The organism is Fulvivirga marina, assembly GCF_016775155.1.
Taxonomy (GTDB): domain Bacteria; phylum Bacteroidota; class Bacteroidia; order Cytophagales; family Cyclobacteriaceae; genus Fulvivirga; species Fulvivirga marina.
In genome coordinates, this window is the sequence record NZ_JAEUGD010000024.1 from 1 (window position 1) to 19,959 (window position 19,959).

Consider the following 19,959-nt stretch of genomic DNA (forward strand, 5'->3'; position numbering starts at 1 on the left):
TTGCTCTTTTGGCACCTGGAGCACCTCACTCCAGATGTCAACGAGTTGCTCTTCGACCTCATTTTGAGGGGCGATGAATTCCTGGATACCTACTTCGGGTTTAGGGAGTGCTTTTCGGTCTACTTTACCGCTTCGGTTGAGAGGTAGCTCCTCCATTTTGATGAAAAGCGTTGGAACCATATAATCCGGCAGCTTTTGCAGCAGGTAGTTTTTCAGTGTTTGGCTGTCAATAAGATCCTGAGCAACGAAGTAAGCGACGAGTTGTTTATCATGGTTTTTGTGATGGGCCACCACGACGGCAGNGGTATGATCCTGAGCAACGAAGTAAGCGACGAGTTGGTTATCATGGTTTTTTTGATGGGTCACTACGACGGCAGCCTGCACCTGAGGGTGATTGGCGAGCTGACTTTCGATCTCCCCGAGTTCGATACGGAATCCTCGAACTTTAACCTGATTGTCACTACGTCCCAGAAACTCGATGTTACCATCGGGCAGCCACCTGGCCCGGTCCCCAGTTTTATAAAGTCGTTCACCTTCATTAAATGGGTGGTTAATGAATCGCTCTTTGGTTAACTCCGGCTGATTGAGGTACCCACGAGCGAGCTGTGCACCACCAATGTAAAGCTCTCCTGGAACACCGATGGGTTGAAGCTGTAATTCTTCGTTTAGGATATAGGCCTGAGTGTTAGAAATGGGCTTACCTATGGGTACAGTGAGGCTGATAGCCTTCTGAGACGGATTTACTTGATTAATTAGTGAGGTGACTGTTGTTTCAGTCGGTCCATATGCATTAAAGAAATGATATTGTGTTGACCACTGATCCAGCAAACTCCAATCGCATGTTTCACCACCAACAACAATTCGTTTCAGATTAGGGTAACGCCTTGGTTCCAGTTGTCGAAGGAATCCAGGTGTTGCGTCTAAATGAGTAATTTGATTATTGACTAGAAAGGACTCAAAGGCGCTTATATTAAGAAGTTCGGATTCATCAAGAATAAATAACTCCGCTCCATTGCATAATGCCAGCCACATCTGTTCAACCGAAGCATCAAAACTGTAGTCATTGAAAAGAAGTATTTTATCTGTCTCATTTATATCATAAATGCTGCTAAGAGAGGAAATTAAATTGAGCAAACTGGCGTGCTCAATTAATACACCTTTTGGCGTGCCCGAAGATCCTGAAGTAAATATTGTGTAGGCTAAGGAATTGGGATGAATATGTATTTCAGGGTTTTCAACAGATTCATAAGCAATTTCATCAGAGTCAAGATTTATTTCTTCGTAGTGAGTAGAGGGTAACGCACCATTACCAGCTCTTATGATAAACTTTGGTTGTGCTTCATCAAGGATTGATTGAGATCTTTTAGCCGGTAGTGATGGGGGAAGGGGAAGATATAAACATCCTGATTTAATAACTCCCATGATTGCTATTAACTGATCCAGACCACGCTCAGTAGAAATGGCTACAATGTCATTATTAAATCCACCATTCTTAATTATATAATTGGCAAGCTGGTTTGATTTTTTATTTAGTTGCTCATAGCTGATTTTAGCTTGATTGAATGACGCGGCAATTGCTTCAGGAGTTGATTTCACCTGATTCTCAAATCTATCCAGAATGGTCTCGGCTGATAATATTGAATTTTCTATATTATCAGTATTTAATAAAAGTCTCTCCCTTTGATCTCTTGAAAGCAAACTCAAATCACCAATGGCCTGGTTATTACCAGAAATAAACCATGAAATTATATCACTAAAATACGATAAAATTTTTTCAGCCCACTGCTTAGAAAATAGGTTTTCGTCATAAACCAGAGAAATTTCTGGAGAACCAAACATCTTTACAAGCAGGGTGAGTTCATGGTGTGAATACTCATCCATCTCGAAAGAGTGGACCTCAATCTTATTATTGGATTTCAATAGTTTGGTGTCTAGAGGGTAATTTTCTATAATCACCAAACTCCTAAACATCTCACTATCAATTCCGACAGAGGCTAATTGCTTAAGCTCGGCTAATGAGACATGGACATATTCTTCACGGTTAATTAAGACCTCATTAATCCTTGTGAGTAGGTCGTGAGCTGTTTCATTTTTATCTACTGAAATTCTAAGCGGAATGGTATTGATGAATAGTCCAGCCGTGTTTTCAATATTTTTTAAGGATACGTTTCTACCTGAAACGGTAGTTCCAAATGTAATGTCAAATCGATTCGATAATTTACTTAACAAAATGCTCCATGAAGCATAAATAAGTGATGCAATTGACAAATTGGTTTCGTTTTTGAAGCTTGATATCTCTGAACTCAGTTTTGAGCTGGCTCCAAAAGAGATTTCCTGATACGAGGATGACGAATTTTCTGGAACGTGAAATTTATCCTGAAGACTAACTTCGGGGGTAAAGGAGTTTAACTGATCTTTCCAGAAAATTAATCGTTCTTCAGAATTGGTTGTTTTGATCTTTTTAACAAATTCTGAAAATTGAGCTTTTTCGGGAAAATTAATTTCTTTCTTATCTGAGAGATTATTGTAGGTTTCGAAAAATTCTTTCAGCAATATGCCATTACTCCAGCCATCACAAATAATATGATTATAAGTGATTCTCATGGTGTATTTGTCATTCTGTAGTTTGAACAGTGAGACTTTAAAAGGATGATCAGTCAAGTCATCTATGGATATAATATCACTTTTTTTAAGCAATTCAGCTACCGCATTAAAAGACAATTGTTTATCGGTTAGATCTTGAAATGAAAAATTAACTGATTGATTTCTAAGGATAATTTGGACGGGACTTTTTAAGCCTCTCCATCGAAATACTGTTCTTAATGCTTCATTGTGATCGATAACTTCTTGCCATGATGCTATTATCAATTCAATGTTCACAGTTGAATTAATATTAACAAATAAATTAACATTGTATGCGAGCTGGTCAAAACGCACTGTGTGATACCACATACCTTCCTGCATAGGAGTCAGGTTTGCAATATTGGTAATGTTCTTTTTGTCAAGTTTTTTTTCCTTAGCCAAGATGATTGGGATTTTGGGGAGTTCGGGATTTACTTACTTATCTGAATGAACAATTTAGGTTAGCGCATAATTATTAATTAGTGATTTGATTGCATAACTGAAAGATTTTATATTTTTCAGCGCTGCTAAATTATTATACTAAATGAAGAATCGTATGGAATTGTCAGGATATTTCGCCAATGATTTTTGAGCTAAACTTTAGCATACTAACACCTTTGCTATTCATGCGAATGAAGTACTCCTACTTATTGTCAATCTGAATTCGCTGCTTAAAACATAGCAAATTAACATGCCAATTTACTAATTAGACCGTACTAAAAAGAGAGGGGGGTGGTTGTTTCATGTATTGTAGCCAGGCTACTATTCATTACGACTTCTCTTATTTTATCTTCAAAATGATAAACAATACTTTCATTCTCATTGTAAACATTTTCAAATACAATTACATTAACGTCTGTTTTAGGTATATAAAACATAATTGAGACAAAACCCGCACCCCTTCCCATGTGCCCGATAAGTTTTACATGGTTATTGTCATCGACAATAACTCCATAACCATAGCCAACTTTTTCTTTGCCAAACGCATCAGTTTGCATCTTAATATTATAGGTTGTCATTAACCTATAGGTTTCTGGTCTTAATAGTTTGCCGCCATGTAGTTTTGTATTCCATATGCAGAGATCTTTTGTGTTGGAGATTATTCCGCAACCGGAAACAAAGTCGGGCCAAGACTTCTTGGTTACACCTAGGTTTTGTAAATGTACAATGTGGTGCTCATCCTTTGAAAGAAAATGTCCGTTAATAACTTGATGTGAATTATTATCAATTTCGTAACAAAAGCTATTATACATTCTTAATTCTTCTAAGAGGCAATTAGCCTTTTCCGAATAGGTGGTTCCAGTAATACTTTCTATAATGCCTCCCAATAATATATATGCTGGATTACTGTAATAGAAGTTTGTACCTGGCTCAAAAGCTAATGGAATTTCAATATCTGTTATGCCAGATGTCATATTCAACAACTGATGAACTGTTACAGTCTCAGCCCATTTTTGTCTAATTTTAGGCAAGTAACATCCAATGGGATTTTCTAGGTTTATTTTCCCCCTTTCCGCTTCTTTTAAAATTAAAACAGCGGTTATTTGCTTAGTAATAGATTGAATCCTGAAATTATCGTTGATATCAATTAGTTTTTTAGTTTTGAAGTCCGAGTATCCATGAGCCCTCAAATATTTGTTGATACCATTTTGTGATATATGTACTACACCATTGAAACTTCTGGGAAAAGTTTTCAGTATCAGATTATCAATTTCTGTAGAGTAGTCGTCACCATATTTAACTTTTTTTTTATTGACTTTTTTGATACAGTGTAAATCATTTGAACGGTTCACAATACTAATATTATCTGATGACAATTTGTTAATGAAATGTCTAAGTTGAGAATTTTATATATTAGACTCTTGCTAAGTATTAAAACAGCTATTTAGGCTTATTTTTGGTTTGATCCACCTAAAACTAAAGTTTTAATTCCACAATTCTAAGAGTTCAGATGTGTTTTACAAGCTGAGGCATTGTAAGGCTTTTCGTTATGGTAATCTTCCAACCAGTCCTTGTTTATATCAAAAAAGCATGGAGTATAAATAGCTTTCAGTCTTTTACTAATAACTCAGGTTTATTATCGATCAGAGTATTCCTTGCCAGTTAATTATTTTTCAGAACATTGATAAACCCTCAGAGCTGGCAATAAAGTCTTATCTTCAATTACAAAGATTTTCCGGCTAATTAATGATATTATTTGAGCGATCAATACTTCTACCACAACAATATGTAAAAGATAATTATAAAAAGATAAATCGCTTCTTTGTTATTCATTTAAAAATAATAAAAATAACATTAATTCTATTTTAGACACAAATAATGAAGCTGTAGTTAGCTCTATGAAGGGTTATCTATACCCTGTTTCATATTTACCCATAATAATTACTGATAAGGGTATAGAAGACTTTAAGAATCTTACATCCAAAGCAGCAAACATACTTTTCCATAATATTATGAAGGTTTTCACTAATGATATTGAAACCTTTAGAAAATTCTATGGTAACGCTTACGACCAGCTAATTTCATACTCCAATCCAGAATTAGAATTAAAAAATTTAATGCTTCGTTACGATTTGCTCTATTCTGATAATAAAATTAAATTACTTGAATTGAACACTGGAACTAACATTGGAGGATGGCAAGCAGGCCTGTTATGTCCTTTAATTTTGAGAAATTTAGCAGATCTAGCAGATATAACATCATGGGGGCTTCATTATGAGGATATTTTGACAAATATGCTCAAGTATCTATTGGATGTTGCAATACATCATAAAGGAAAGCATGTTTCAGGTAATATTGTAATAATGCTGGAAAAACAGAATCTTGATAAAGAAATTGTCGATGAAATTCAGAATGAATATTCAAATCTCTATAAAAAGATACAACCGGCACAATATCCAGAAAGTAGATTGCTATTCTGTTTTGATGCAGATAAATTGATTTTTAATGAAGATTGCAGTATATATCTAGATACTTTTGAGGTAGATGCAGTTGCGATACTTGGGACAGGAAGAAGATTTCCAAAGCCTGAGCTAATTAAATCTCACTTAGAAGGTAAAATATTTTACACAGATAATACAATATCATTATTAATGGGTGATAAGATGAATTTTGCATTTATACATTGGATGGCTGATAATGACATGCTACAACAGGATGATGCTAGCTTTGTAAGAAGCTATTTTCCTTGGAGTGCAAGCTGTGCAGATGATATGGTTCAATGGAAAGGAAAATCAATTTCACTTCATCAACTTTTAGTTGAATATAAGCACCATGTTGTTATCAAAAAAGGTAGATCTTTTCAGGGAAATGATGTATTTATAGGAAGGTTCATTGATAATAAAGAATGGGAAGATGTGATTGCAAAAGTTAAAAATGAGAATGGATGGATAGTTCAAGAATATTGCGAAGCCGACAAACTTGATTTTATAACAAATGATATAAACGTAGCTCCTCATAATTCTGTTTGGGGAGTTTTTGGTTTTAGAAATAAATATGCAGGATCATGGGTTCGTTTATCTGAAATAGCTGAAGGGCAAAGTGGTGTAATCAATTGTGCACAAGGGGCGAAAGAGATTATTGTTTTACAAGAGTCATAGATCAATATATCATTTGATAGTCAAAATATTCAAAATCTTTATGATAAATCAAATTCACTTCGTTATACAATTGGGAAGAAAAGTAGTCAGTGAAATGTTCATGTTTAGTTTTATTAATATGGATATTTGTATTGAGTTTTAAGTCGTGTAAAAAAGTTTGAATATCATCTTCCATTTGAACAATTTGATAATCCAATTTATGAAAGAAATTCTCTCTTATTTGATCATACTGATTGTTACATCCAAGTTTTAACATATGTTGAGGGGCAAAATGTAAATCTTCTTTGTACACAAATTTCAAATTACTGACAAACTCGTTAAAAGAAATAGTTGTAAGCTTTTCTTTAGTTATGGCTAATTCTTCATGATCTCTGAAAATTCCTAATTGCTTAAGAAACAGTTTTTGACAGTTCTGTATTTCATAGTGCTCTACAAGTGGATTATAAACAAATTTGTCGAAGTAGTTGCTAACAATTCTTGAATATGGATTTCTGGTTAGAAAAAATATCTTATATCGTAGAATAAATTTCTTGCAAAGCAATTTTCTGAGTTTGATAGATGGAATAGCTATTAAATTAGTTTGCTTTGTAAGTGTTGAGAACATCACTTTTAAGTTGGTGATTAGGATGTATTTCTCCTGATGATTAACGAAAAAATGCATTTTATAACGGCTTTTGTTATTAATGAAAGTGTAAAACTAAATTACTTTTTAAAATCAGTCGCGTATATTTTAAAAAATAAGTAAGAAAATGAGAGTGTAAATTAAACTCTGTCTAAGAAGAAACCAAATTGCATAAATCTCAATTATCGCAAGTAGAAAAGAAGCTGGAAGGCATCGAAGAAAGGTTTGTAATAGGCGAAATTGAACGGCCATTGTACGACCAGTATGCCTCCAAGTTCAGAGAGGAGAAGCTTACAATCGAGCAAAAAATAGAAAATTCAGCTGCTAGCAGTTCGAACTGATAGAGTCAATTCATTTTCAACATAATCCCCTCATTATCAGAGAAAATTAAGGAAATAAAAAAAGGGGGAGAGTAGTTCTAAAACTATTCTCCCCCTTTTAGTGGGACCTGAGGGATTCGAACCCACGACCTCCGCCCTGTCAAGGCGGCGCTCTAAACCAACTGAGCTAAGGTCCCATTACTGAATAGGTGCGCAAATGTACTACTTCGAAATGATTCAGGCAAGATGAATTAATCTCGACTGTTCTAATTTTTGACTTTTATTATTGGAGTATCTTTTCATAAATGCAAATAGAAAACACATCTACTTTTCTTCAAACTTTGTTCAGAGGAGATAAGAGCCTTTTTTCTATAAGAAATACCAGTCTTATGAACAATTTTTATATTCAGGAAAGTAATTTGTACAAGCTATTACTTTATAAAAACACCTTATCCGCAAAGCGGGAGTAAGGTCGGGTCGGTAATAAAAATGTTTATCGGACAGCTAAATATATTTCAAATCTCTTGCCTAAGAGTTACTGAATATAATAAAGGAACTCTGACCAAACTATTTTTGACCGCTACTACAGTAGTATTTCGGATAGTACTTACTTCAAAAAGAAGGAAGAAATGGGAGCGGTAGAATTTGAGCTTATAGAAGCCCGGTACCTACTCTATTTTTAAAGCACCAACCGTCTTTAAATAGTTGTGTTAATGCTTGGCGTATTTCATAAATGATTGTATTCCGACATACTTGTTGCTATTTCTTCGTCAATTTTGCCATTGAGTAAAAGCGCTCTACGCTTTCTCCCGCTTTGCTTTTTACGACTTCGGTTTTATCAAGATATTCGGTTAGCTCTAATTTTGATTTTTTTACAAGCTTATCGATATCTCCTTTGTCGTATAGGGTGAAATGCTGTCCTACAAAAGGCAAGTTCTTCATGAAGTTTTTTTGAGCAAAAGTTATAACCAAATGCCCGTTGGGTTTCAACTTTCTGCCAATCTCATGGAGTAATTTGATGGGTTCCTTCCAAAAATAGATTGTATTGACCGTCATAATCCGGTCAAAGTAATTATCTGAATAAGGGATTTCCAGCCCATCATAAAGCCTTAAATCAGCCTTTTGATTGGCTATTATCTCTTGGTTAATTCTTTGAGCTTCTTCATGCATTAGGTCGGAGATCTCCAGCCCACAATAGCAGAGGTTGTTTGCTGTCTCTAAAAGTTTTTCCAAGTGTCTGCAGTTTCCGTGCCCTAGCTCAAGTACTGAGTTTCCGTCCTGAAGGTCCAGGAATTCAATGGAGTTCCTAGTCATTCCGGTATTGGTTTCATTCATGATCTCTCCTATTTCGATGCCCAGCTCTCCACTAGGACGTCCCAGTTGAATTTCCATTTCACGGAGTTCCGTTTCGGTCATTTCTTTTTTCATGAGTTTGCGTTGGTTGGAGTGTTTTCAAGGGTTACTAAAGTATCGGTTTTAAATATCAGTTTCAAAGGGCACTTTTAGATTTACACCTGCGGTAGTTTTTGGATAACAAAAGATCTTGGTTTGAGTGTGTCAGGGATACAAATCAGAGATTCATAGGAGGTCCGGCTTGATACCATGAGCTTTGGGGGCTTTGCAGAAAGACTATCAACAGATTGCCTCCAGGCATGAATAGCTGAACTTAATAATAAATTAACCTTTCTGATCGTATAAAATCGTAGATTAGTATAATAAACCTAACCAAATTATATGTTCAGAATTACTTTAGTTATACTTATTTTGATGCCATTCATATCATCGGCTCAAAAAGCCGACATTCAGGGCCATCGCGGAGCGAGAGGCATGATGCCTGAAAATACTATTCCAGCTTTTAAATATGCACTGGATCATGGAGTAACAACGCTTGAACTCGATGTGGTCATCACCAAGGATAAACAAGTGGTGGTATCTCATGAACCATGGATGTCTCCAGAAATATGCCTTACCCCTGAAGGTGCTGAGTTTAAAGATGATAAAAAGTACAACATCTATGCAATGACCTATGAGGAAGTAAAAGGGTTTGACTGTGGATATTTAAATAGCACAAGGTTTCCTCAGCAGCAAAAACTTCATGTAAGTAAACCTTTGTTAAGCGATGTAATCAAGGAAGTTGAAAAGCATATAAAAAGCTATACTCAATACGAGGTTGATTACAACATAGAAATTAAAAGTTCCAGAGAGGGTGATAGTAAGTTCCATCCGGAAATAGAGGAGTTTTCAGACTTGGTATATCAAACTATCGATCAGTACTTGCCGATGAATAGGATTGTTATCCAGTCATTTGATTTTAGAGTGTTGCAGTACTGGCACGAAAAATACCCACAAGTTAGGCTGGCAGCACTAGTAGAAAATACCCGTTCAATACGAACCAATCTGGCCAATGTTGGTTTTAAACCATACATCTATAGTCCATACTTTAAATTGCTATCCAAAAGCAAAGTAAAGGAACTTCATAATTTGGGTATAAAAGTTATTCCCTGGACCGTAAATAAAGAGAACGAAATGAAGGAGTTGTTGGGATGGGGGATTGATGGAATTATTACAGATTACCCAAACATTGCCAGTGAGTTAGGGCTAACGCTTCCTTTAAAGGAAACTTCCGGGAAGAAATAGATTTTAAATCTTCAGTCAAGTCTCCTAATTTAGCGCCTTATAGCTTTAATAATTATTATGGAAAAAAAGTATGACGTTTATGGCATTGGAAATGCCCTTGTGGATATTGTTACAGAAGTAGGTGACGATTTTTTTGAAAAATACAAGATAGAAAAGGGGTTAATGACCCTGGTTGATGAACAACGACAATTTGAGCTGGTGGAGGCTATTCATTTGCCCAGCAGTAACCTGGCATGTGGGGGGTCAGCGGCAAATACAATTATCGCGGCCAGTCAGTTTGGTAGCAATTGCTTCTATTCATGTAAAGTGGCTAGAGATGACATGGGTAAGTTTTACCTGAAAGACCTTGGCGAAAATGGTGTTGATACCAACCTTACAGAAACTACAGCTCCATCGGGTATAACCGGCAAATGTCTTGTAATGACAACGCCTGACGCCAACAGAACTATGAATACCTTCCTGGGCATTACAGCAACATATTCAACAGATCAGATAGATGAAGACAGGCTTAGAGACTCATCATACCTGTATATTGAAGGTTACCTGGTTACATCCGAAAATGGTCAGGATGCTATGAAGCATGCGAAGAAGCTGGCTGAAAAGCATGGGGTGAAGACGGCGCTTACATTCTCTGACCCAAGTATGGTTAAATATTTTAAGGAGCCAATGGAGCAGGTAGTTGGAGCCAGTGTTGATTTACTGTTCTGCAATGAAGAGGAAGCAATGCTTTATACTGGGAAAAGCAGTTTACTTGAAGCTCGTGAAGAGTTGAAGAAAGTGGCTAAAAAGTTTGCTATTACTCAGGGGGCAAACGGAGCTATGATATTTGATGGTGATACTTTTATTGATATTGAGCCTTATAAAGTAAAGGCCATAGATACCAATGGTGCAGGAGATATGTTCTCAGGAGCATTTTTGTATGGAATTACTCATGGGCATAGCTATGCTGAAGCAGGGAAAATAGCCAGTCTTGCATCTTCCAGAGTTGTTTCAAAATTTGGACCAAGACTAGCCTGGCATGAATCAAAGGAAGTGTTGAATCACCTTTTTGATTAATTTGATAGAGACCATTTTTTAACCCAACCTCAATAGAATATGAAAAGAAAGATCATGATGTATTTTCTTTTTGTAGCTCTGGCATCTTCACTATATGCGCAGGAAAGCAACAAAATTGAATTTACAGAATTTGATTTAGATAATGGGCTGCATGTTATCCTGCATCAGGATAATAGCACACCCATAGTAGCGGTGAGTATTATGTATCATGTTGGCTCGAAGAATGAAAACCCTGAAAGGACAGGGTTTGCCCACTTTTTTGAGCATTTACTTTTTGAAGGTTCTGAAAATATCAACCGGGGTGAATTTGACAAGTACATTACCAATGCAGGTGGTGTTAATAATGCTAATACTTCATTTGACCGAACCTTTTATTATGAATTACTTCCTTCCAATCAGCTTGAACTAGGCCTTTGGCTCGAGTCGGAGAGACTCATGCATGCCAAAATCGAAGATATTGGAGTGGAAACGCAGAGAGAGGTTGTGAAAGAAGAAAAGAGGCAGCGATATGATAACCAGCCATATGGGAGGTTAATTATTGAGGTGTTTGATAGAGCATATAATAAGCACCCTTATCAATGGATGCCTATTGGCTCCTTGGAGCACTTAACCTCTGCTTCGTTAGAGGAGTTCGTTCAGTTTTATAAAACCTTCTATGTGCCGGAAAATGCTACGCTGTCAATAGCTGGTGATATTTCCATTGAAGAAACCAGGAAGTTGGTAAAAAAATACTTTGCAGAAATTCCTAGAGGAGGTAAAGAAATTCCCAGACCTGATATTGTAGAGCCGGAACAGAAAAAAGAAGTTAGAGGTGTAGTTTATGATCAGGTGCAGCTACCTGCGGTAGTTCAGGCTTATCACATTCCTGCACAAGGAACAGATGATGCCTATGCTTTAAGTATGTTAAGTACGCTTTTGAGCGATGGACAAAGTTCTCGTATGTACAAAAGCCTCGTTGATGAACAGCAAAAGGCTGTAACCGCGGGTTCATTCCCACTTGCATTGGAGGATCCGGGGCTATATTTAGTTTATACAATAGCCAACATGGGCGTAGGAGTAGAGGAACTTGAGAAGAGCATTGATGAACAAATAGACCGTGTAAAAAATGAGCTAATAAGTGAAAGAGAATTTCAAAAGATCAGAAACCAGGTTGAAAATGATTTTGTAACACAAAACAGTACCATGGCGGGGATAGCAGAAAATCTGGCCAACTACTACGTGTATTTTGGTGATGCAAACCTGATCAATACCGAAATTGAGAAATACATGAGTGTTACTCGTGAGGATATCAAAAGAGTGGCCAATCAATATTTCTCTAAAGAGAACAGGGTAGTGTTGTACTATCTGCCAGAATCTCAAAAGGACAAATCTACTGACACTGAAACCAAATCTGACAACTAATATGAAAACCATTAACTTTAAAATACTATTGGCTTTGGTTTTTATCTCGTTTAGCGTAGTTGCTCAGGTAGATAGAACTAAGGCCCCTGAACCTGGTCCGGCGCCCAAAATTCAAATTGGACAATACCAATTTTTTGAATTGAAAAACGGGCTGAAAGTGTTCGTAGTGGAAAATCACAAAATCCCAAGAGTTGCATTTTCTCTTACCCTTGATAATGAGCCAATCCTTGAAAAGGATAAGGCTGGCTATGTCAACTTTATGGGACAATTGCTAAGAAACGGTACGACAAACCGTAGCAAAGCTAAGCTAGACGAGGAGGTTGATTTTATAGGCGCTTCGCTTTCCACATCATCCGGAGGTGTATATGGTGCCTCTTTAACCAAGCACAAGGAGAAACTTCTGGATTTGATGACAGATGTGTTGTTTAACCCAGCATTTCCTGAAGAAGAACTTGAGAAGATCAGGAAGCAAACATTATCAGGCCTTGCAGCTAGTAAAGATGATCCCAATGCTATTGCTGGCAATGTTAGAAGCGTGCTGGTATATGGAAAGGACCACCCTTACGGTGAAATTACTACTGAGGAAACAGTTAAGAATATTAATGTAGAAGATGCAAAGGCATACTATAATAAATACTTTAAACCTAATGTAGGGTATTTGGCTGTTGTTGGCGATATTAAGTTTAAGGATGCTAAGAAACTTGTAACCAAATACTTCAGTAAATGGGAGAAGGGAGAAATTGTTCAACCAACTTACAAAGTGCCCGAAGCACCTGAAAAAACCATAGTGGCAATGGTTGACAGGCCTGCAAGCGTTCAGTCTGTTATTAATGTGACTTACCCTTTACAGCTTGAGCCAGGGAATCCCGATGTTATCAAATCCAGAGTGCTCAATCAAATATTAGGAGGGGGTTTTTCATCAAGGCTAATGCAAAACCTCCGGGAGGATAAGGCATTTACCTATGGAGCCAGATCATCATTGTCGAGCGATGAACTGGTTGGTAGCTTCAATGCTTATGCAAGTGTGAGAAACGAAGTTACTGATAGCGCTGTTCACGAATTCTTGTATGAATTGGAAAGGATCAGGAAAGAAGAAGTGTTAGAAAAAGAGCTTTTAGCAGCCAAAGCTTCAGTTATCGGTAGCTTTGCCCGTGCTCTGGAGCAGCCCTCTACTGTGGCCAGCTTTGCTATCAATACGTCGAGATATAACTTGCCAGAGGACTACTATGCTAATTATTTGAAGAATGTTTCCAACACCTCGTTAGCTGATATAAAGGCTATGGCGGAAAAATATATCAAACCAGATCACGCCAATGTTGTGGTGGTTGGAAAAGCTTCTGAAGTAGCTGAAGGCCTGAAAAAGTTCGGTACTGTAAAGTACTATGATATTTACGGAAACGAATATGATCCTAGTGCAGCGGGAGAGTTGCCCGCCGGGCTTACGGCCGAAAAGGTTATTAATAACTACGTGAAAGCGATTGGGGGTATAGACAAATTGTCTGGTGTTAAATCTCTTAAATTGAATATGGGAGCTGATATGATGGGTAACTCTATCGATATGAAAGTTTACAAAAAAACACCCCAAAAATTGCTTGTGGAAGTAGGTATGGGGGGTAATATTATGAGCAAGCAAGTGCTTAATGGCGAGGAGGCTGCGGTAGCCCAAATGGGTAATAGCGTCCCGGTAAATGATCAAATTAAAGAAGAGCTTGTTATTGGTAGTTACCCTTTTCCGGAGTTGAAATACGATGAAATTGGTATAAAAGTTAAGTTGACAGGTATCGAAAAGGTAGACACTAAAAACGCATATGCTGTGGAGGTTACCTATCCTTCAGGAGCTAAAGTGACTCAATATTACGATACCGAGTCTGGTTTTAAAATTAGACAAACAAGGGTTGCTAAAACTACACAGGGAGAAGTTCCTATGTCAACCGATTATAGTGAATACAAGGAAGTAGACGGTATCTACTTTCCGCACCTTATTGTACAACCTATGGGAGGTGGTATGAAAATGAATATCAAGACTGAAAGTATTGAGATCAATCCTGATATAAGTGATGATACGTTCAAATAGTAGATGCAGGATAATATGAAAAAGAAAAGCAGACTGATTTCAGTCTGCTTTTCTTTTTTCTAGTCAAGCTTACAGCCTGTCCACTTTTCAAAAGAAGCTTTTTGCTGAGCGGATGGTTCAGGAAGAGACACAATGTTATATTGGTGAAAATACTTATTCTGACCAGGTTTAAGTTTTATTGTAATGTCCTTATAGTTTCGGCGAACCAGAAATTCGTAGTTATCGGCATCAAATTGGTTAATGTTTTCTATATCGAGCTTTTGATCATTAATGGTCAGTATTTCATCATTAAGCGAGAAGTGGCTTTCAGCGATAGACCCAGGGGCTATTTGTGTTATTCTAAATGAGTCATTTATTTCTGCCATGCGAATGCCAAAATATTTTTCCAGGTCATTTTCAGAATCCTTTTCCAGCAATTGGCAGCCTACATAATAAAGCAGGTCATTGATAAGACTTTTCTTGGGTTCTGTTCCTTTTACATGGGAATTAAAAAATGTGCTAAGATCAGCACCATAAACATCCTCACAAACTGATTGAATGTTTTGATAGCTGTATCCTGTGCCTGTTTTGCCATGTGATTTCCAAAGGCTTCTCATTACATCATCCAGAGAACGTTTGTCGCTGGATTTTTTTCTGATCATCAGGTCCAGACAAAGAGCAACCATAGCACCTTCAACATAGATCGAGCTTTTACGCTCAGGGGTAGAAATGGTATAGCCATCTATCCATAAGTCTAAAGATGAATCAAAGACCGAATAATTTAATCTTCCGTAGTTGGAGAAGTGTCTGCGAAAAAGTGTATTTAATTCACTAAAATACCATTGCCGGTCAAACACCTCGGATCGAGCTAAGAATAAATCGCCATAATAGGTGGTAAAACCTTCTGCAACAAAGCCGGTAGGGAAAGTTACAGGCCTGTTGAACTGGTAAGGCATCATTTCTTCTGGGCGAATCTTTATGATATTCCAGGCGTGGAAAAGCTCATGAGAACTAACCCCAAGCAACTGACTGTACATCTCCTCTGTATCTAGGGCATGGCCAGGCCCAAGGCATATAACCGTTGAATCATGGTGCTCAACACCATGGTAAAGCTTATAGGGGAGCAATTCAAGTAAAAAGTGATACTCCTTTTCTGGAAATTCGTTCATTTCTTTCACTTGGGCTTGGGTGAATTTCTTAAAGTCATCAACCAGCTTTTCTGGCTTTATTGGATGTTCGCCATGTATCCAGATATGAAAACGGTCACTTTCCACATCATATTGATAATGCTCAAGGTTAGCTCCTGCCATTAGAGGGCTATCAACCAATTCATAATAGTTGTCTGCCAATAAATATTGCTGATCACGCTTAAGTCCACAAGCTATTTGATAATTTTCGGGGACGTTTAGAGACACCTGACAGGGGTTATTTAGTCTTGAAACATCATAGATCATGCAGTTGATAAAATTTATATAGATATGAGATGCGTCATACCAACTATTTCCGGCATCCATCTTGAATGCAAAGTAGTCGTAGCTTATTATTACTGATTTAGTATTTGACGACTCAACTTTCCAAGTGCTGGGGTTGACCTTGGTATATCCTAAAGGCTGTCCTTTTTCATTCTCTATTTTGAAACCCCTGATGTTTTTAGCAAAATTCGCCGCCTCGTATCTCCCTGGTCTCCAAATAGGTAATTCTAACAGTACGCTTTCAGAATTTACATGATCAAGTTCAAGCCGAACACTAAAAAAGTGAGTAAGAGGATTTTTGAAGTTAATGAAGTAGTTCATGGTGTTTCGTAGGTTTATAGTAACACTTGCGCAAGCATTTTTTATAAAGTTAAGTCAACAACTTATATTGTAGTAATTTTTAAGCTGCGGTGTTTTAAATAATAAGTAATATTGCAGAAGGTCAGGTTGAAGGATAGTACTGGGCAAACAAAATCAGCAGAGTATTTGCAAATACAAAAAAGCTCATTATCTTTGCAGCCCGTTAAAAACAAAAGTGACAGACACGTCCTGTTTTATAGGGCTTAAAGAATATAACAATGAAAAGAACATTCCAACCATCGCAAAGAAAGAGAAAGAACAAGCACGGTTTCAAATCAAGAATGGAATCAGCTAACGGAAGAGCGGTTTTAGCAAGAAGAAGAGCTAAAGGAAGAAAGAAACTTACAGTTTCGGACGAGAAAACTCACAAATAATTCTTGCCGATAGTATTAAGGCTGAGTATAGCCTTAGTTTGGGCTGTTTTTTTCAGCAAACGCATTGAAAAAAGCAATCAGAATGGCATCAATGACTTTTAAAAAGTCAGAAAGGCTTTCACATAAGAAATCAATTCAGGAACTCTTTACCAAGGGTTCCTCTTTTTATTTATACCCATTCAAAGTCATTTTTAGTCCACAAGAGGGTGTGCCTGTTCATCAGATTCTTATATCTGTTCCAAAGCGAAACTTTAAGAAGGCCGTCCATCGAAATAAATTAAAGCGTAGAATAAGGGAGGCTTATAGACTTAATAAGCACATTTTAGACGTGGGGGTTAAATATCAAATTGCATATATTTATACTTCTAAGGAGCTTTTGGAGTTTAATGATATCGAAAGGAAACTGATTTTTGTTCTGGAACGTTTAAAAAATCAGTTGGCTAAGAAAAGTGAATAATATGCTGAAGAATAAGAAAGTTACAATTGTTGGGGTATTCGTAGTCTGTACGTTTACCCTTGTTTCGTTTATAGCGCCTGCCGAAAGATATTTCGAAATAGCTAAAAATCTCGATATTTTTGCCACACTGTTTAAAGAAGTGAATGCCTATTATGTAGATGAGGTAGACCCAGATAAAATGATTCGTGTTGGTATTGATGCCATGCTAGAGTCTCTTGATCCTTATACTAACTATATCCCTGAAGATGAAATAGAGTCTTTCAGAACCATGACTACTGGGCAGTATGCCGGAATTGGGGCTTTGATAGGAACCATTAATAATAAAACCATCATTACAATGCCTTACGAAGGGTTTGCGGCATACAAGGCAGGCCTCCGTATAGGAGATGAACTACTCGAAATTGACGGAAAAGATATTACTAGTCATAATGTATCGGCCATTAGTTCGTTGCTGAAGGGACAGGCAAGAACGGAGTTAGAATTAAAAGTGCGTAGGTATGGACATGAAGAACCGTTGACTTTTGCTTTTAAGAGAGAAAAAATTACTGTGACTAACGTGCCGTTTTATGGTAAAGTGGGTGAAGATGTGGGGTATATAAAACTTGAGGACTTCACGAGCAATGCGGGTAAGGAGGTCGCCAAAGCGGTTCAGGCGTTAAAGGATGAAGGTGTAACCAAGCTTATTCTTGATTTAAGGAATAATCCTGGAGGATTACTGAGTGAAGCTGTTAATGTTTCTAATGTATTTATCCCGAAAAGCAAAGAAGTGGTTTCAACTAAGGGAAAAGTTAGTGAGTGGAACAAGGTTTATAAGACATTAAACAATCCAGTGGATACTGAAATGCCTCTTATTGTATTGACAAATGAAGGAAGTGCTTCGGCTGCAGAGATCGTATCAGGAGTTATCCAAGATTATGACCGAGGGTTGCTTGTTGGGGGGACTACCTATGGAAAGGGGCTTGTGCAAACTACACGGCCGCTTACCTATAATGCCCAGTTAAAGGTGACAACAGCTAAATACTATATACCGAGTGGAAGATGCATCCAGTCGTTGGATTATACTCATCGTGATGAGGATGGTAAAGTGCATAGAATAGCGGATTCTTTAAAAATGGAGTTTAAAACTGCTAATGGTCGCCTTGTGTATGACGGAGGTGGGCTAGATCCGGATGTTGAAATGGCTCCTGAATATTATGCCCCAATTACCATAAGCCTGTTATCCAAAGGTCTTGTTTTTAATTATGCCACCCGTTATGCTTATGATAATGAAAGTATCCTGCCTGCTACAGAATTTGAGCTTACGGATGCTGAGTACAATGATTTCAAGAAATGGTTGAGTGATAAGGACTATGATTACACCACCAAGGTGGAGCAGGATTTGGTGAGACTGGAACAAGCAGCTAAGAAAGAAAGGTATTTTGAAGATATACAAAACCAACTTCACGAGCTACAGCAAAAAGTGAAACATAACAAGGAGCAGGATCTTGAAAAATTCAAGAAGGAAATAAAACAAGCACTTGAGGAGGAGATAGTGTCAAGGTTTTATCTTCAGAAGGGTAGCATTGAAGCCTCCTTTGATAATGATTCAGATGTGCAAAAAGCCATTGAGCTCTTGAGTGACTCATCAAACTACAATAAACTCCTTTCAGTTAAATAATGTCATTGATATTAAGCATTGAAACAGCTACTGCGGTATGTTCAGTAGCATTGCACCATAATGGCCAGTTAATTGGTACACAAACTTTGTATATAGAAAAGTCGCACTCTGGTTTACTGGCACCTGTAATAGACTCACTGGTCAAGTACTGCGGTTTTACTTTAAATGATTTGTCTGCCGTTGCTGTATCTGAAGGCCCCGGCTCTTATACCGGGCTTCGTATAGGTGTTTCAACTGCTAAGGGTCTGTGCTTTGCACTTGACATCCCGCTGGTTGCCGTTAATACTTTGGAGGCAATGGCTTTTGGTGTTAATAAATATAATCGTAGCGAAGCGTTACTTTGCCCAATGATCGATGCCAGGAGAATGGAAGTCTATTGTTTAATAGCGACGCATAATATGGAAATTGTTGAGCATACCAAGCCAGAGATCATTGATACGACTTCTTTTGAGAATTTTCTTCTTAAAAGTAAAGTTTTGTTTTTTGGCAACGGGGCTGCTAAGTGTGAAGAAGTAATTACCAGTGAGAATGCGCTGTTCATAGATAATGTTTACCCTGACGCATCAAATGTTGGCTTCATTGCGTATCGTAAGTACCAGGAGCAGAAGTTTGAGGATGTTGCATATTTTGAGCCGTTTTATCTGAAGGAGTTTCGAATTACAAAACCAAAAGCTAAATAAATTTGTTTTATACAATGCTTTAACTTTAGCTAATAAATATTCGCAAAGTAAAAGTAAAGAGATATAAAAATATGACAGAGCAACCTGACATTATAAACAGAGTAGCGCAAAGTTCCTTAATAACTTTTAACCTGGAAGATTATTACCAGAAAGGGGAAAGAGTACTGTTTGATATTAAGGACTGGCTGTTTCAAGGTCTCATTCTTAGAGAAAAAGATTTCAGAGCTGCAGTGAAAGAACATGACTGGGAACGATATAAGGGAACGCATGTTGCCATGATCTGCACCGTAGAGGCAATTGTGCCTACTTGGGCGTATATGCTCATAGCAACGAGGTTGCAGCCATATGCAGAAACTATAATACATGGAAACCTTGATGAATTGGAGAAGGTGTTGTTTAAGGATTCATTGGACAAAGTGAAAGTAGAGGAATTTCGAGATAAAAAAATTGTAATTAAGGGGTGTGGTAGTATACCTGTGCCTAATTCTGCTTATGTGCAGATTACCAGTATGTTACGACCGGTTGTTGCCAGTATTATGTATGGTGAACCATGTAGTACAGTGCCTCTCTATAAGAAGAGTAGAAAATAAATAAGAAATATTTCGTTTAAGGTATTGCAATAATAAAAACTCGTATTACCTTTGCACAC

At 37.3% G+C, this 19,959-nt stretch carries 16 protein-coding genes and 1 tRNA gene; 11 read left to right on the top strand and 6 right to left on the bottom strand.

Annotated features, from left to right (window positions below; translation table 11 throughout):
* Together JMN32_RS08540 and JMN32_RS08545 are read right to left on the bottom strand one after the other, a co-directional pair.
* Window positions 1-3,024: non-ribosomal peptide synthetase (locus JMN32_RS08540; protein ID WP_202855902.1), on the bottom strand; the 3,024-nt coding region annotated here is incomplete at its 3' end.
* A 314-nt stretch (window positions 3,025-3,338) separates the two neighbouring features.
* On the bottom strand, window positions 3,339-4,415 hold the full coding sequence (locus JMN32_RS08545) for a serine hydrolase domain-containing protein (RefSeq protein ID WP_202855903.1): 1,077 nt from the start codon (window positions 4,413-4,415) through the stop codon (window positions 3,339-3,341).
* Window positions 4,416-4,961: 546 nt separating this feature from the next.
* Between JMN32_RS08545 and JMN32_RS08550 the strand changes: the two genes are divergently transcribed.
* The gene (locus JMN32_RS08550) at window positions 4,962-6,221 is read left to right on the top strand and encodes a hypothetical protein (protein WP_202855904.1); all 1,260 of its coding nucleotides are present in this window, start codon (window positions 4,962-4,964) and stop codon (window positions 6,219-6,221) included.
* Between the two features lies 1 nt (window position 6,222).
* Here the strand turns inward: JMN32_RS08550 and JMN32_RS08555 are convergent, their stop codons facing one another.
* Complete coding sequence (locus JMN32_RS08555; RefSeq protein WP_202855905.1) at window positions 6,223-6,882, bottom strand: sulfotransferase family 2 domain-containing protein; 660 nt, start codon at window positions 6,880-6,882, stop codon at window positions 6,223-6,225.
* A gap of 128 nt (window positions 6,883-7,010) precedes the next feature.
* On the opposite strand from JMN32_RS08555, the gene JMN32_RS08560 reads away from it, so the two are divergent.
* Complete coding sequence (locus tag JMN32_RS08560) at window positions 7,011-7,184, top strand: hypothetical protein (protein WP_202855906.1); 174 nt, start codon at window positions 7,011-7,013, stop codon at window positions 7,182-7,184.
* Window positions 7,185-7,285: 101 nt separating this feature from the next.
* On the opposite strand, the gene JMN32_RS08565 is transcribed toward JMN32_RS08560, so the two are convergent.
* Together JMN32_RS08565 and JMN32_RS08570 are read right to left on the bottom strand one after the other, a co-directional pair.
* Window positions 7,286-7,360, bottom strand: a tRNA-Val gene (locus JMN32_RS08565).
* 562 nt (window positions 7,361-7,922) lie between these two features.
* On the bottom strand, window positions 7,923-8,591 hold the full coding sequence (locus JMN32_RS08570) for a class I SAM-dependent methyltransferase (protein WP_202855907.1): 669 nt from the start codon (window positions 8,589-8,591) through the stop codon (window positions 7,923-7,925).
* A gap of 306 nt (window positions 8,592-8,897) precedes the next feature.
* Here JMN32_RS08570 and JMN32_RS08575 point away from each other — a divergent pair, with 306 nt between their 5' ends.
* Genes JMN32_RS08575 through JMN32_RS08590 form a run of 4 tightly spaced genes read left to right on the top strand, consistent with a single transcriptional unit; the run spans window position 8,898 to window position 14,331 of the window.
* Window positions 8,898-9,800: a glycerophosphodiester phosphodiesterase gene (locus JMN32_RS08575; RefSeq protein WP_202855908.1), complete on the top strand. Its 903-nt coding sequence runs from the start codon at window positions 8,898-8,900 to the stop codon at window positions 9,798-9,800.
* Window positions 9,801-9,857: 57 nt separating this feature from the next.
* Window positions 9,858-10,856 carry an adenosine kinase gene (locus JMN32_RS08580; RefSeq protein WP_202855909.1) on the top strand — a complete coding sequence of 333 codons (999 nt, stop codon included), beginning with the start codon at window positions 9,858-9,860 and terminating at the stop codon, window positions 10,854-10,856.
* 39 nt (window positions 10,857-10,895) lie between these two features.
* Window positions 10,896-12,257 carry a M16 family metallopeptidase gene (locus tag JMN32_RS08585; protein ID WP_202855910.1) on the top strand — a complete coding sequence of 454 codons (1,362 nt, stop codon included), beginning with the start codon at window positions 10,896-10,898 and terminating at the stop codon, window positions 12,255-12,257.
* A 1-nt stretch (window position 12,258) separates the two neighbouring features.
* Window positions 12,259-14,331 (top strand): M16 family metallopeptidase, encoded by a 2,073-nt coding sequence (locus tag JMN32_RS08590; RefSeq protein WP_202855911.1) that lies wholly within the window; start codon window positions 12,259-12,261, stop codon window positions 14,329-14,331.
* Between the two features lie 59 nt (window positions 14,332-14,390).
* On the opposite strand, the gene JMN32_RS08595 is transcribed toward JMN32_RS08590, so the two are convergent.
* Window positions 14,391-16,103, bottom strand: a complete 1,713-nt coding sequence (locus JMN32_RS08595) for a M61 family metallopeptidase (protein ID WP_202855912.1) — start codon at window positions 16,101-16,103, stop codon at window positions 14,391-14,393.
* Window positions 16,104-16,360: 257 nt separating this feature from the next.
* Between JMN32_RS08595 and rpmH the strand changes: the two genes are divergently transcribed.
* The 5 genes from rpmH to JMN32_RS08620 all read left to right on the top strand — a co-directional run bounded on the left by rpmH (window position 16,361) and on the right by JMN32_RS08620 (window position 19,900).
* The gene (rpmH, locus tag JMN32_RS08600) at window positions 16,361-16,516 is read left to right on the top strand and encodes a 50S ribosomal protein L34 (protein WP_202855913.1); all 156 of its coding nucleotides are present in this window, start codon (window positions 16,361-16,363) and stop codon (window positions 16,514-16,516) included.
* A gap of 82 nt (window positions 16,517-16,598) precedes the next feature.
* Window positions 16,599-16,973, top strand: a complete 375-nt coding sequence (gene rnpA, locus JMN32_RS08605; RefSeq protein WP_238354395.1) for a ribonuclease P protein component — start codon at window positions 16,599-16,601, stop codon at window positions 16,971-16,973.
* 1 nt (window position 16,974) lies between these two features.
* Window positions 16,975-18,630, top strand: coding sequence for a S41 family peptidase (locus JMN32_RS08610; RefSeq protein ID WP_202855914.1), 1,656 nt, complete (start codon window positions 16,975-16,977; stop codon window positions 18,628-18,630).
* Entirely contained in the window at window positions 18,630-19,310 is a 681-nt protein-coding gene (tsaB, locus tag JMN32_RS08615; RefSeq protein WP_202855915.1) for a tRNA (adenosine(37)-N6)-threonylcarbamoyltransferase complex dimerization subunit type 1 TsaB, read from the top strand. The genes JMN32_RS08610 and tsaB overlap by 1 nt, the downstream gene beginning before the upstream one ends.
* Before the next feature lie 71 nt (window positions 19,311-19,381).
* Window positions 19,382-19,900, top strand: a complete 519-nt coding sequence (locus tag JMN32_RS08620; RefSeq protein WP_202855916.1) for a DUF2480 family protein — start codon at window positions 19,382-19,384, stop codon at window positions 19,898-19,900.
* Window positions 19,901-19,959 lie beyond the last annotated feature (59 nt).